The 15896-nt window shown below is 46.1% G+C and carries 8 protein-coding genes; 3 read left to right on the top strand and 5 right to left on the bottom strand.

What is annotated here, in order from left to right; all coding sequences use genetic code 11:
* Window positions 1–53 precede the first annotated feature (53 nt).
* Together VB073_RS11235 and VB073_RS11230 are read left to right on the top strand one after the other, a co-directional pair.
* A complete protein-coding gene (locus VB073_RS11235; RefSeq protein ID WP_416349530.1) occupies window positions 54–1550 on the top strand; it encodes a TolC family protein in 1497 nt (498 codons plus the stop codon).
* A 12-nt stretch (window positions 1551–1562) separates the two neighbouring features.
* Window positions 1563–4814: an efflux RND transporter permease subunit gene (locus tag VB073_RS11230; RefSeq protein WP_323404255.1), complete on the top strand. Its 3252-nt coding sequence runs from the start codon at window positions 1563–1565 to the stop codon at window positions 4812–4814.
* Here the strand turns inward: VB073_RS11230 and VB073_RS11225 are convergent.
* A complete protein-coding gene (locus VB073_RS11225; RefSeq protein WP_323404254.1) occupies window positions 4794–7292 on the bottom strand; it encodes a GH116 family glycosyl-hydrolase in 2499 nt (832 codons plus the stop codon). The two genes, VB073_RS11230 and VB073_RS11225, sit on opposite strands and share 21 nt — an antisense overlap.
* Before the next feature lie 326 nt (window positions 7293–7618).
* Here VB073_RS11225 and VB073_RS11220 point away from each other — a divergent pair, with 326 nt between their 5' ends.
* A complete protein-coding gene (locus VB073_RS11220; RefSeq protein ID WP_323404253.1) occupies window positions 7619–10732 on the top strand; it encodes a glycoside hydrolase family 2 TIM barrel-domain containing protein in 3114 nt (1037 codons plus the stop codon).
* A 109-nt stretch (window positions 10733–10841) separates the two neighbouring features.
* Here the strand turns inward: VB073_RS11220 and VB073_RS11215 are convergent, their stop codons facing one another.
* The 4 genes from VB073_RS11215 to VB073_RS11200 all read right to left on the bottom strand — a co-directional run bounded on the left by VB073_RS11215 (window position 10842) and on the right by VB073_RS11200 (window position 15889).
* Complete coding sequence (locus VB073_RS11215) at window positions 10842–11621, bottom strand: Cof-type HAD-IIB family hydrolase (protein WP_323404252.1); 780 nt, start codon at window positions 11619–11621, stop codon at window positions 10842–10844.
* Window positions 11622–11754: 133 nt separating this feature from the next.
* Window positions 11755–13986 carry a DPP IV N-terminal domain-containing protein gene (locus tag VB073_RS11210; RefSeq protein ID WP_323404251.1) on the bottom strand — a complete coding sequence of 744 codons (2232 nt, stop codon included), beginning with the start codon at window positions 13984–13986 and terminating at the stop codon, window positions 11755–11757.
* A 90-nt stretch (window positions 13987–14076) separates the two neighbouring features.
* Window positions 14077–14958: a hypothetical protein gene (locus VB073_RS11205; RefSeq protein ID WP_323404250.1), complete on the bottom strand. Its 882-nt coding sequence runs from the start codon at window positions 14956–14958 to the stop codon at window positions 14077–14079.
* Window positions 14959–14983: 25 nt separating this feature from the next.
* Complete coding sequence (locus VB073_RS11200) at window positions 14984–15889, bottom strand: glycyl-radical enzyme activating protein (RefSeq protein ID WP_323404249.1); 906 nt, start codon at window positions 15887–15889, stop codon at window positions 14984–14986.
* Window positions 15890–15896: the final 7 nt, after the last annotated feature.

Here is a 15896-nt window from a genome sequence, read left to right as displayed (position 1 = left end):
AATAAAGAAAATGGATAGTTAAATTTAACGATTAAACAATTAAACGATAGACAATGAAACATTCCATTCTGATATATATTATGCTGTGTGGTGGAATCTTTGTTTCGCACAATGGGCTTGCCCAGCAGAAGCGGATAGAGTTGGATCTGTTGAAGACGGTGGAACTGGCGAACGACAGTTCGCTGTCGGCGTTTCGTGCGAAGAACAGGTATATGGCCAGTTACTGGGAATACCGGTCGTTCAAGGCCGACCGGCTACCATCCCTCTCGCTCTACCTGACGCCTGTCAGTTATAACAGGGACTATACGCGCCGGTACGACTCCGAACAGAACATCGATATTTACCGCCGGCAACAATCGCTCTATAGCTATGGAAACCTGGCGGCTCAACAAAACCTGGATATCACCGGCGGTACCTTTTTCATCGACTCGGAGATGGGGTATATCCGTAATATGGGGGATCGGACCTACAGCCAGTTCTCCAGCGTCCCCATGCGTATCGGCTACCGGCAGAACCTTATCGGATATAATCCTTTTAAATGGGAGAAGAAAATCGCTCCTGTGAGATTCGAGAAAGCCCAAAAAGAACTGATCCATCAACTGGAACAAACTGCTGAAATGGCTTCCGTCTATTTCTTCGACTTGGCCATGGCGCAAGCCGAATATGAACTGGCAGTAGAAAACCTCGCCAGTTCCGATACCTTATACCGTATCGGTGAGGAACGGCATAAGATAGCGTCGATCGGACAAGCCGACCTGCTCACACTGCGTCTGGACAAGGTGAATGCGCAGAACAGCCTCAAGAACGCAGAGATAGGCCTCAAAAGAAGCATGTTCGCCCTGGCAGCATACCTCAACCTCGACAAGGAGACACACATTACCTTAAAGCTGCCCAGCTATCCCGGAGATGTGGTCATCACGGAAGAGGAAGCACTGAGGCTGGCCAAGGAGAACAATCCGCAATACCTCGATTCGAAACAGCAGGTGCTCCAATCGGAACAGAGCGTGGAAAGGGCAAAGATTGAGTCGTGGTTCAATGCCGGGCTATCAGCAAGTGTGGGTTTCAACCAGGTGGCGGAGTCTTTCAGGGATGCGTACCGGAACCCATTGCAGCAGGACATTATCTCCCTTTCTTTATCCATCCCGTTGGTGGATTGGGGTGTGAGGAAAGGCCGTTATAACATGGCCAAAAGCAATCTCAACATCACCAAACTCACTGCCCAGGAGAATGAAATCCGGTTGGAAGAGGATGTGATCATGACCATTGGCGACTTCACCATACAACAACATCTTATCCGCAGCGCCGAAGAGGCGATGGAACTGGCCAAGCTGGCATACGAGCAGACCCGTGAACGGTTTATCATCGGGAAAGCCGATATCAACAGCCTTACCCTTTCCACCAACCGGCGCCAATCGGCACAACGAAACTATATCTCCGCGCTGAAGAATTACTGGCAGAGTTATTTCAAGATACGGAAACTCACCTTGTATGACTTCGAGAAACGTACACCCATCACGGATACATTCGACTGGAGTATGACCGGCAAATAAAGGATTTTCACTTTGACTGAGAATAAATACATATCATCCTTCACTATTATCGTGGCGTTTGTCTGCCTGGCAATCGTGGGAGTATCACTTATCCCTTTACTGCCGGTGAAGTTGTCACCCTCCCGAACCCTGCCTAGCATCACCGTACGATTCAATATGCCACAGAACTCTGCCCGGGTGGTGGAGATGGAGGCCACCTCACGGCTGGAGTCGATGCTCGCCCGCATCAAAGGGATCAGGAATATGTATTCCACATCAGGGAACGGCTGGGGAAGCATTACCCTCGAACTGGACAAGCATACGTCTATCGATGTGGCACGCTTTGAGGTATCGACCATCATCCGCCAGACATGGCCGGAACTACCACATGAAGTAACCTATCCCTATATCTCCGTAAACCGACCTGATGAAGAGGCAGCACGTCCGTTCATGACCTACACCATCAATTCTGCCGCAACGCCCATCGTCATCCAGCGATATACCGAAAATGTGATCAAAGCTGCTTTGAGCGAGATCAAAGGATTGTACAAGATTGAGGTAACCGGGGCCAGCCCCATGGAGTGGCATCTCGAATACGATTACCTTCAGTTGGAGTCTACCGGTGTCACCGTCAATAATATTCTACAGGCTATATCCCAATATTACTCTACCAATTTTCTAGGGATGGCCGAAAACCGGATCCAGGGGAACGCCCCGTCGTGGATCCGAATCACCCTGGCGTCCACCGCCGAAGAAGACCTGTTTGATCCTGCCGCCATCCTCGTGGCAAACAAGGATGGAGCCCTTATCCGGCTGGACCAGCTTGTAAGGGTCAATCATACCGAAAGGGAACCGATGGGTTATTACCGGATCAACGGCCTGAACTCGATATACCTCTCCCTCACGGCGGAAGAATCGGCCAACCAGTTACGCCTAAACGAACAGGTAAAAGAAAAGATGAAGGAGGTAGAAGCACTGCTCCCTTCGGGCTACGAGATCCATGCCAGCTACGATGCCACCGACCGTATCCATACTGAACTGAACAAGATCTATTTCCGCAGTGGACTGACAGTACTTATCCTTACCCTTTTCGTGCTACTGATAACCCGTAATGGGCGCTACCTCTTCCTGATCACCACCAGCCTTTTCGTCGACCTGGCTATTGCAGTCATCTTCTACTATCTTTTCAAATTAGAGATACAACTCTTTTCACTGGCAGGCATCACTATTTCGTTGAGCCTGATCATTGACAATGCCATCATCATGACGGATCATATCATGCACAAAGGCAACCACAAGGCTGCCATGCCTATCCTGACCGCCACCATTACCACTGTCGGCGCATTGTCGATGATCTTCATGCTGGACGAGCGGATACGGTTGAACCTGCAGGATTTCGCCGCGGTGGTAATGATCAACCTGATGGTATCGCTGTTTGTCGCTTTGTTATTCGTACCGGCCCTGGTGGAACGGATAGGGGTCAGGAAGCGGACTCGCAAGAAAAGAAAAAAGAAAATTCTCCCATCATTACTTCATTTCTCCCGAGAACGAATGATTATACGGTTCACCCAGATCTATGGAAAGATAATCCTGCTCTTATCGCGCAGGAAATGGATATCTTTCGTCTGTATCGTCCTGATATTCGGCCTTCCTGTTTTCCTTATCCCGGAGAAGATTGAAAAAGAGACTCCTTTCGCATTAAAGTACAATGAGATAGTCGGTCATCAGACTTACAAGGAGAAAATTAAACCGATCATCAACAAGGCGTTGGGAGGGACGATGCGCCTGTTCGTGGAGAAAGTCTACCAGGGCAGTTACTTCACCCGCAATGAGGAAATAGTGCTCACCATCACCGCTTCAATGCCCAACGGGACTACCCTTTCACAGATGAATGACATGATTGTCAAGATGGAGCGTTATCTGAGTAGTTTTTCCGAAATACGACAATTCCAGACCAGCATCCCGAATCCACGGCGTGCCTCAATCAATGTTTTTTTCAAGAAGGAGGCCGAACATAGTGGTTTCCCCTATCAATTGAGAAACGACGTAGTTACCAAGGCTTTGCAACTAGGCGGCGGAAGTTGGGCGGTATATGGGCTACCGGATCATGGATTCAACAACGAAGTGAGAGAATTTGCAGGGCAATACAGGGTTAAACTCTATGGCTATAACTACGATGAGTTGTGGGCCTGGACCGATACTCTGAAACAGCGGCTGCTTACGACCTCTCGTCGTATTAAGGAAGTGACCGTCAATTCCAATTTCTCATGGTATAAGGATGATTATCAGGAGTTCTCATTCGATTTAAAGAAAGAACAGCTTGCTGCCCAACGCATTATACCCGGCGAGTTATTCTCGTCCCTACAACCGGTTTTCGGAAGGAATATGTGGGCCGCATCCGTAGTGATGGACGGTGAAAACGAAAATATTATCCTCTCCGGCAAACAGGCAAAGGAATATGATATCTGGGCTCTACAAAACCTTGGCAGGCATGTGGGCGACCGTTTCTATAAGTTGAAAGAAGTGGCCGACATTGCCAAAAGTCAGTCACCCATGGAAGTGGGAAAAGAAAACCAACAATACCGGTTAATATTGCAATACGATTACATCGGGTCGGGCACACAAGGCAAAAAAATCCTGGAGAGGGAGCTCGCGAATTTCAATAAAAAACTTCCCATGGGATACACAGCGGAAAGTGAGAATGTCTCCTGGGGTTGGGGTAAAAAAGATAACAAGCAATACCGGTTAATAGGACTGCTGATCATCATTATTTTCTTCACCACATCCATCCTGTTCAACTCGCTGAAACAGCCTTTGGCGGTTATCTTTATCATTCCTGTATCTTTTATCGGCATCTTCCTCACCTTCTACCTGTTCAAGTTGAATTTCGACCAGGGCGGCTTTGCCTCTTTCATCCTACTGGCTGGTATCACAATCAATGCGGCCATCTATATCCTCAACGAATACAACCTGATAAGAAAACGAAAGCCCGGCCTCTCTCCCCTACGCACTTACCTGAAAGCGTGGAATGCGAAGATCGTCCCGATCTTTCTGACTGTGATCTCTACCATACTTGGTTTCATACCGTTTATGGTCGGCACGCAGAAGGAATCCTTCTGGTTTCCGCTGGCAGCAGGAACCATTGGCGGACTGATGATGTCTTTCATTGGGATATTCATCTTCCTGCCGCTTATGACGGTGAAGCGGGAAAAACATACCGCGATAGAAGAAAGCAACCTGCAAGCGGAGGTTATCGTTGATGATTCAGAAAATAATGGAATGTGATTCCCCTTCTTCCAACTGGACATGTTTCAGTTTCTTTGTCCTGCCATCCGATAGTGAGAATTTGTCCAGTGAGAGGGTGCCTTTTATTACCTCGAGCCTTACATCTGATCCCTTCACCTCACAGAGACCCCAGGCGTAGCCATTGCTCCAGAAATATGTGCCAGGACGGGAGGTGATGGACATTGTCTTGTCTATTCCAGAATAGTGAAACTCGCTTAGAGCCACAATGGAGGCCCAACTAGCCATTGAACGGGCATAATGATGTCCACATTCGGGTTCACTGAACGGGTTGCGTTTGGCACCGTTGTGACGGCTACGGATAGCTTCAATACACTTCAAAGCCTCCCTTTCCATCCCTTCATAGATCATCCCCACGGCAGCACTGTACTCAAAACCGGTCATCACCTCCGCAAAATAGGGGAAAGGGACCTCCAACCTCCCGTTTGGCCAGGAGGCCATCAGGAGGCCCGACTCATCCCCCATCACATAAGAGCGCATATTATTGAAATGGCGGCTGAAATCTTCCATATAATTGTATTTCACAATGCTCTGCAACGTTGTTTGGATATGGGCTTTGTCGCCAAGATATCCCAACCCGCAGATATGTGCCATATACTGTCCGACCAACTGATCGACAAGACATCCCTTACCCAATTGAAATGCGGGAACAGGAGTATTGGGATCATTCATATCCAGAAACTCAAAAGTCTGCGGATCTGTAATTTTATGCTCGTAGTATTCTCCATTAAACAGATTCTCATTCATCCAGGCACTTCCTTTTTCGAAAAGATCACGGCATTTCCCGACGAAAGCTTTATCCTTCATCGCCAACGCCATCTCTTCGGCAGCACGCAATGCGCCCATGTACCAGAAGCCCATCTGGGGATTAGGACCAAAATAATCCACATCCATGGTGTTATGCTGGCGCCCTTCCATCACTCCATCCTGATTACCATCCCATCCTTTTTCTGTCCAAGCATATGAAAGTACCTTCTTTACCTGCTCCCAGTTAGTGGCCAGGAATTGGTGATCTCCCGAAAGTTGCCACTCCCGGTAGATTTTCATGATGCAGCCCATCTGTCCGTCCGCTGCGGCGGAATTGCCCTTATTGGCTTCCGATAGGGGTAATGCCGCCCGAAAATTCATCAATCCATTCTCCTTCGTGGCATAATTAAACTCCACATCCCGCATCGTCTTTGCCAGATTCCCAAAAAGGAAAGGTGTCGCCACTTCATAATTCCACACATGGGTACAGGAACCGGCACAGGAACCAAAACGGTCCATCACACCCTCCCACCCCATCAGATGTCCGCTAGGCAACCTGAATACCGTTTGTGAACGCAGTGTGGCCAGATTAAATAACGCAGCCTCTTTGACAACTTCCGGGTACGTGGATTGTAATAATGCATTTACAAACGAGAGTGTCTCTTTTTCCAAAGCGGGTATTTGAGGAACGATCTTCTCCGCGGCATCCCAGGCATCGGCATACAACCGGCTATAATAATTCCCGACAACGGTATTCGACCATGCCTTACGATTGGGAAAATTCCAGGTAAGGAAAAAGGTGAAGGTTTCTTTGCCATGGGGAGGAATTGTTTTCTTAACCGCCAGGGAACCCATCGGATCATGATCTTCTAGTCTATCACGCTCTGTGAGGATACCATCTTCACTGAAGTCATCCCAAAAGTTGAGTATCCCGTTATTCCAACTATCCCATTTCGACGAAATACGGAAAGTGACCCCATCGGAGGCTTGGGTTACCAACGCCATTGTCCCCCATGCCGGATCTTCCCGGTCTACACTATCCGAATAGAAATAGATTCCCTTCAGTCCTTGCGATTCCCGGAATTTATTTTGATTATTCTTGGCTCCTGTGGGTATATAATCTCCTTTCCAGTCTGTCCTGAACTGACTTCCATCCTTTCCTATGAAATTACGGACAGAACCGCAAACGGCAACTTCCATCGATTGATCGGTACTATTTTCCACCTCATAGGAGAGGATGGCTACCGGAAGACCGCTTGCGTCGGCATCTGTGGGAATTAAAGGGTTAAATCCTTTGATTGTCACCTTTACAGGTATTGATTTGTCCGAAAGATGAACCTGTCCAAAAGGATAGGCAGCATCAAAAGAAGCCTCCTCAAAACGGGGTAACCCATGGTGATTGACCGGACGTCCCTCATAATGAAGATATTCATGGGAATATAACGGACCGCTTAAAAGGGCTGTGGAAGATTCTCCTTCCTTCGGTTCGACATAGATAGCAAAAAATGGAGCATTATTGCCGGTAGTCACCGTGCTGTATTTTTTCCCGGGGATATTCATGATCTCCCAGTCCCGGAGTTCTCCACGGCCACCCAGCGAAACAGTACCGGTACCAATCCCCCCTAATGGCAACGCTATCTGAAAAAGGTGATCCATATCGTAGCTTTTTAAAACCGGCCACTCCTGTGGTTTCCACTCCTGCGGAAATGCCATAGCACAACACATTAGGAGGCATAGAACTGTAATGTTGATTATCTTCAATTCCTTTCCCATTTTAATTAAGATTTAGTATGGCAAAACTATCATTTTTCTCACAGATACCACTATAATCAATGATTTATTTACACGTTCATTTACAAAGTTATCCTGCACTTTTTATATCCTTTGATTGTCAGAAAGAATTTATATACGAATCGGTAGAATTTATAAAAGAGAAAAAAATTCAACCTATTATTAAGATAAAATTTTAATTGATGTTATATTTGTACTTCATTCTAATTCTGAATAGATAAACAAATTACTTACAAAAAGCATATAACATGAAGTTATTTTCTCTCTTTATTCTTGCAACAATATTGTCGTGTGTTACATCCATCCATCTGAAAGCACAGGATAAGACTCCTGATTGGGAAAACCCGGAAATTTTCGCGGTAAATACGGAAAAGACAAGGGCTACTGCCATCCCTTATGCCGACGAGCAGAGTGCTATCGCGGATGAATACGGACGTTCGCCCTACTATCAGTGTCTTAACGGCATCTGGAAGTTTCACTGGGTACCGAAGGTAAATGAAGTACCGGCCGGTTTTTTCAATGAAAACTATGACGACAGTTCCTGGGATAAAATGCCTGTTCCGGGGAACTGGGAGTTCAACGGCTTCGGTATTCCTTACTACGTGAATATCGGTTACGGCTTCCCTGTCAACCCTCCCCGTATCGACCGGAATGACTCTCCGGTAGGGGCTTACCGACAGACATTTGATATTCCCGAAACATGGGACGAAAGAAGGGTATTCCTCCATTTTGAAGGGGGTACCAATTTCATGTATGTTTATGTGAATGGGAAGCAGGTCGGTATCAACAAAAACACCAAAAGCCCGGCCGAATTCGATATTACCCCTTATATCCGTCCGGGTAAGAACCTGTTGGCATGCCAGGTACATAAATTCAGCGACGGCTCCTATCTCGAAGATCAGGACATGTGGCGACTGGGAGGTATCAATCGCAGTGTCTACTTATATAGCACAGCTGATACCCGCATACAGGATTTTTTCACTCATCCCGATCTGGATAAGAACTACAGGCATGGGGAATTCAGTATGGAAGTAGCATTAAAAAACTATAGCGGTCAGGCACAAAAGCGCAAGCTGGAGGTTTCCATCCTGGATAAAAACGGGAAAAGCGTTTTCCGCCAGGCAAAGAATACAACAATAGGTGCTTCCTCATCTGAAGAGATTACCGTTACGGGTAAAGTATCCAACCCGTCTAAATGGACGGCGGAAACTCCGAACCTCTATACGCTCCTCCTAACCCTCAAGGATAAACGGGGTAACCTCATCGAATCGACCTCCTCCAGGATCGGATTTCGGAAAGTGGAGATCAAAGATGGCCAATTGCTGGTGAACGGGCAGAAAGTGTACCTGAAAGGTGTCAATCTGCACGAATTCAACACCCACAAAGGGCAGGTGGTCGACAAGGAGATCATGATGCGCAATCTGCAATTAATGAAAGAATTGAATATCAACGCTGTCCGGACATCCCATTATCCGCAACAACCTCTATGGTATAAACTGTGTGACGAATATGGCATGTACCTTGTGGACGAAGCCAATCTGGAATCACACGGGCTGGGTTATGGTCCCGACAACGTCTCCAACTTCCCGGAATGGCACGGGCAACACATGGATCGTATGTACCGCTTAGTGGAAAGGGACAAGAATCATCCGTCGGTCATCATCTGGTCATTGGGGAACGAAGCCAGCAACGGAAAAGCATTCTTCGACATGTACGACTGGGCCAAGCAACGCGATCCGAGTCGCCCGGTGCAGTATGAACAAGCCGGACGTAACAGAAATACCGATATCATCTGTCCCATGTATCCTTCGTGGGAAAGCATGAAACACGATGCAGCACAAGACCTCGGCCGCCCTTATATCATGTGCGAATATGCACATGCCATGGGCAACAGCATGGGTAATTTCCCTGAATACTGGGAACTGATGCGTAGCAGCAAAAACATGCAGGGTGGATTTATCTGGGAATGGTACAATCACGGATACGCTACCAAGGACGAGCAGGGCCGTTCTTACTGGGCATACGGAGGAGACCTGGGGGGATACAATAAGATGAACGATGAAAACTTCTGTATGGACGGGCTTATTACACCCGATCAACAATATATGCCGCATACCCATATCGTGAAGAAGGTGTACCAAAATATCCTTTTTGAAGCCAAAGAGCTGAGTAAAGGAGTGGTGACAGTGATCAACGACTTCAAGTTCATCAACCTGACCAACGACGCATTCGGTTATAGATGGGTGTTGCTTAAAAACGGGGAAAAGATAGCAGAAGGTGATTTCTCGGTAGAGGTACCCGCCAACAGTAGTAAGGATGTACAATTGCAGCTACCTTCGATACAACCTGAAAACGGTATCGAATATTTCCTGCATCTGTTTGCCTATGACAAGAAAGGAAACGAATTTATTGATCCCGGATTTGAAGTAGCCAAAGAAGAATTCACGTTCGAGAGCAATCACTATTTCGCACAAATAGAACGAAGTGGCACGTTGAAAGTACAGAAAGATGAGAACATCACCGTCACTTCGGGCAACAAGGAGTATGTCTTCTCGATAAAAGACGGAAGAACACTGATCAGTGCAAAAGTAGACGGAAAAAATATCTTCAAGGAACTGCCCCGCCTGAATTTCTGGAGGGCCCCCGTCGATAATGATTTCGGATCGTGGGAGCAGTATGCACTTCGTTTGTGGGAAGCAGCAGGCCATAATGTGATTTACCACTATCTCAAGATAGAACCACATGAGGGAGATGTCTCTTTCATGTACCGTGCAAAACTCAGGGGTATTGAAGCCTTCGTGGATATCACATACACGGTCAATAAAGATGGAAGCCTCACTACCGATTATCATTATCAGGGACAGGGCGACGATCTTCCGGAGATGATGCGTTTTGGCGTGCTGATCGTCCTGCCAGAAGAATATAACCGGTTCCAGTGGTACGGACGCGGGCCGTGGGAGAATTATATCGACCGCAATACGGATACATTCATGGGAATCTGGGGAGGCTTCGTGGAAGATCAGACATATCCCTACTATCGCCCGCAGGAGACCGGCAACAAGACCGATGTGCGTTGGCTTACGCTTCAAAACGAGGCGGGCAAAGGTATAAAGGTGGACGGAGCACAACCGCTCTCGGTAAGCGCCACCCGCTTCCGGCCGGAAGATCTCGATCCGGGAATGACCAAGAAGCAGCAACACTGGTCGGATGTGCGTCCCCGCAAGGAGACTGTCCTCTGCGTGGATCTGTTTCAGCGCGGTGTAGGAGGCCTCAACTCATGGGGAGCCAGACCACTGAACGAATATAGATTCTCTGATAAAGAATACAGATATAGCTTTACCATCAGCACTGATAATTTGTAAAATATTTAACCCTGTGAACAAGATCTTTGTAGGAATAAAAATAATATCGGAGAACGGATGAAATATATTTTCATCTGTTCTCCGATATCGTTTTGATAATTAACTTTTTTCAGATCACCCCAAAATGTCTCAGGGCTTTAAAGACACCGTCATTATCGACTGAATCGGTGACATAATCGGCGGCTTGCTTGACTTCATCATTGGCATTTCCCATAGCTATACCGATACCGGCATGCTGAAGCATCTCGATATCGTTGCCTCCATCGCCGAATGCCATGGTTTCATCGATTGAGAATCCATAATAATTACAGAACTGGTCGATGCCGACACCCTTGTCCACACCTTTGGCGATGACATCGGTAAAAGTGGGATACCACCGCATGGAGGAACTGTTGGGTAAGTGACTCATGATTTCTTTTTCTTCCGGATCTTTGAAGAAAGCAGTCAACTGGAACAGCTCCTTATCCCGGTAATAATCCAAACCATTCTCCGGGACCATTTCTTCCTGTTTCAGCAACTGCATCAGGTACTTCATCTCCTCATCGATATAATTCAGTGAAAGCCTGTTTTCTTCGACAAAAAGACAAGGGAACTCCCTCACTTGCTGCAGATAATCGATAAAATTATTGACATCCGTCTGATCGATACTCTTTTTAAATATCAACTTATCCCTACCTTCCAGACAATAACAGCCGTTCATCGTAATATATCCGTCGAATTCAATATCCTCCAGATTATTGATGACTGAAAAATGCCTGCCGGTAGCGATAAATACTTTAATTCCCTTGTTCCTGATCATCTCGATCGCTTTCCGGGTGGAATCGGGTATCCGATGTGTATTGAAACTGACCAATGTACCGTCAATATCAAAAAATATTGCTTTCACCATAAAATGCTTATAACCTAAATTTTGCACAAAGGTATACAATATTCCCCAGCAGACCTAATATATGGAAAACAGCCTACCGGGGAACAGTCTAACAGTCTTGGCTCTAATAGTCTTGATTCTAATAGTCTTACCTCTATCTATTCCACTCCGGTGTCTGCTTACCCAAGAGATGTTTCACGAAAAAGTCGCGCCGCTTTCTTTCTCCATATTTTTCGCCCATGGTATGCCGGGCACCGGGAAGCATCACGAATTCGAACTCCTTATCATGTTTGATCAACTCATTGACCAGTTGCAAGGTGCTGGACGGATCCACATTATTGTCCATTTCACCGAGCAGCAGCAGCAGTTTCCCTTTCAGGAGATGCGCATTCACCACATTCGAATTCTCTTCATAATGTTTACCGATAGGATACCCCATCCACTGCTCGTTCCACCATATCTTGTCCATCCGGTTATCGTAGCAGCCGCAAGAGGCGACCCCTACTTTGTAAAAATCGGGATAGGACAGAAGTCCCGACATGGTATTCTGTCCACCAGCCGACATCCCGTAAATACCCATCCGTTCGATATCTATTTCCGGGTATTTTTCTGCAGTACTCCTTAACCATGCAATCCTATCAGGGAATCCGGCATCGTTGAGGTTCTTCCAGCAGACATCGTGAAACGCTTTGGATCGGTTAGCCGTTCCCATCCCGTCAATCATCACCGTGATAAAGCCCATTTCGGACAAGGCGCTGGTCCTTTGTTCCACGGCAAAAGATTTCGGCACATGCGAGTCGTGCGGTCCGGCATATATATATTCGATTACCGGATATTTTTTAGCCGGATCGAAATTGGACGGGCGGATAATCACTCCCCAGATGTCGGTTTTTCCGTCCCGTCCCTTGGCAGAGAAAACTTCCGGCATCCGCCAACCGGCATCAACCACTTTTGAAATATCCGGCTGTATTTCGGGTTTATAGACGATTTTCCCTTTATCCTCCACAGAACGGACTACCATGGTGGGTGCCAGATCCACTCTTGAATAGAGATCAAATATATACTTATAATCTTTGGTAAAAGTAACATTGTGCTGGGCATTCTCGGGAGTAAGCGCTGTTATCTTCCCGTTATTCATATCCAATGTATAATATTTCTCCAGATAGGGATCTTCATTCTCATCCATACCACACCCTTTAAAGATAAGCCGCCTGTTCTTCTCATCCACATTTTCCACACTTTTCACAACCCACTCTCCTTTGGTAAGTTGCTTCTTCACTTTTCCAGTCAGCACATCATACAGGTAGAGATGCCGCCATCCATCACGTTCCGAGATCCACAATAGTTCGGGACTGTCTTTAAACCAATACTGGTAAAGGTTGTAATAATAAATAAAGGTGGGACTCTCCTCCTTTATCACCGGACGCAGTGCTTCGGATTGAATATCTCCAGCATAAATGATAAATTGCTGATGGCCTCTCTTATTAAAATCGAAGGTGAAGAAATCACTTCCCTTATCCCACTTTATATTGTTCAGATCGTATTGCGAGTCGACTTCAGGCACATCAAAAGGAATCACTTTCTCTTCCTCCAGAAGGAAAGCTACGGGACGCCTTACCGGCAATGCGTCTCCCGGTTTCAGATAATCGAGGGTTTCAATTTTAGGTTGCAACTGATCCTGCGGGGAAGAGGAGATCAATGTCAATTGGCGATCCGCTCCGGGACGGTATTTGCAGCATACGATCTTTCTGGAGTCGGGCGACCAGTAGATATTCGACGAATAGTACTCATAGGGTGAGCCGTCGTCGCTTAATTTCCTACTTTTTCCCGTCTCCCGATCCCTCACCCAGAGATTCCCTTCGGAGATATAAGCTTCTTTTTTTCTATCGGGAGAGGCAACCCTTTCCTTCGAGTCTTCCTTGAAGAGCGTGCTCCAATAGGTATCCCTCCTCCAGCTTTGTTCCTTCGCCATTGCCACGTTGTAATCACCCAAAGCAGCATAATAATCGGTCGTACCGATACGGAAAAAGATGGAGTCTTGCCGGTTATTAAACCTGAACTGCTGGAAAGGAAGATTATAAGGATCAGTTTCCTTATTCAATACTTTCGAAAGGGATACGGCAAGTCGTTCCTGGTCGAATGCGCTCTTCTGCGTTTTCTGTTGTATATCGATCAGGTAGAACTCTCTTCCTTTTGGGGTTTGTGAGAGATAGACAAAAGCATGCGCATCGTTGATCGCCCTCACGTTGGTACTATTGTAATAGTACTTTGAGCCGAATCGCTCATGAAAAGTATCCGCCAGCCGATATAGACTGTCCGTACTTTGTGCCGAGACAGAAAGCACAAAGATCTGGAAGAAAAAAAGATAGGTGTACAAAGGTTTCATATCATTGAATATTTATAGGAATATTAGTAATTCGATTTCATTTCTCTTTTTTAAATTGCCTGTTTCATATGATGTGAATAATCCGGATCATTATTTCTCCCAATTATACAGATTCTCTGTTTTATGACGACTGATTCTTTGGTTTGTGGTGGGAAAGTATTCGGATAATATCCCGTACAATCCGGGATCATATGATTTCAGTTCTTCCCGCGTATTCACTTTATTGTGTTTCCCGTCCCCTCCGTCGTTATCTATTTCCGCGTTGACATTAAACCAACACTGCACACCTTCGGCCCAATATTCCCAGATATTGGTGGCAGTATATGTATTGATCCATCGTCCATTTTTGAGAGCGGTATCCAATAACGCTTCCAGACGACCGTTAAATTCAGGAACTACCGGTGAAATACCTACATTGTGTATAGTATGTGCAAATTCATGAATGAGAATATCTTCTGCATGATATTTATCTATCTGATACGCCAAAATATTCTCCTCGGCACAGGTAGTCAATGGTAACTCGAGTGTTCCTCCCAATCCCCGTGCACGAACATCCCAGTTCAGGGAAGTATCATTGGCCAAATAAGCATGTTCAGGTATGTCCGTGGTGCCTTCATACCTTGCCATGATTCCGATCCGGGTATCCCGGCTTGTCATCGACTCGAGCACCTTGTCTGGCAACATATCGGTGAGTGCTTTCATGGTGATATATACTGAATAAAAGCAGGAATCAGGAACCCTCCACGAACTGATTACATGAATTCCGTTTACATTCATATATTTTTTGTAAAAAGGATCCAGGTTCAGGGTAACCGGCGGTATAGTTATTTCCGGAGTATCTACCAGTTGGATCAGGTCGTTTGTCCCACTTACCCCTATTACTCCTTGAGATCGTGTCGATTTTTGATTTGCTGAATTCCGACAACCCAAAATGAGTAAAAACAGAAAAATAATTCCCAGTGTTTGTTTCATATGATTATAATATTTTGTTGCTGCATCAACCACCTACCATTGCATTCAATCCGTTTTCCGTAAAAAGGGTATGGATGCGTGAAACACTCTCTTTTGACGGCTCTGCCATACCCTCTTCGTTATAACTCCTTCCTAATTTTTCATATTTCTTTGAGGCGATATTATGATAGGGAAGCAATCCTACCACAGTAGGTTTTCGTCGTAACCCGTTCAAAAAAGAGATTGTATTGATTATGTTTTTATCATCAGTATTCACTCCCTCCACCAGTGGGATTCGAATATGATACTCCTTGTCGTGATCGGAAATCAACCTGAGATTTTTCAGGATAAGCATATTATCCGCACCGATCCACTTACGATGAATCTGTGGATCCATCACCTTCAGATCATAGAGGAAAAGATCTGTATAAGGCAATATATCTTCTACTACAGATGATTTCACACTGCCAGAAGTATCGACTGCACGGTGGATACCTTCCTCTCCACACCGGATCAGCAGGGGTTTCAACGCTTCGGGGTACATCAGGGGTTCACCGCCGGAGAAGGTCACTCCCCCACCCGACGCATCCATCATATTGGTTTCCTTCAATACGGCAGTCATCACCTCCTCTTCGGAATAGTTCCGACCGCTCATCTCTATCGCTTTGGTAGGACATACTTCGGCACATTTCCCGCAGAGGATACACTTTTCGAAATCGGTAACTACACCATCCGTTTTTGTTAGCGTCAATGCATTCTCAGGACATACCGCCACACACGATCCACATTCGATACACTTGCTTTTATTATATAGCTTTTCGGTTTTAAAAGAGATACTTTCAGGATTATGACACCAGCGACAAGAAAGCGGACAGCCTTTGAAAAAGACAGTAACACGCACTCCCGGGCCATCATTGATTGAGTACCGTTTTATGTCGAAGAGAAATGGCATTGACTTC

It is taken from the genome of Proteiniphilum sp. (assembly GCF_034927365.1).
In the GTDB taxonomy this organism is placed as follows: domain Bacteria; phylum Bacteroidota; class Bacteroidia; order Bacteroidales; family Dysgonomonadaceae; genus Proteiniphilum.
The sequence above is the reverse complement of the archived record's forward strand: the minus strand, read 5'-3'. Positions and strand labels throughout refer to the sequence as shown.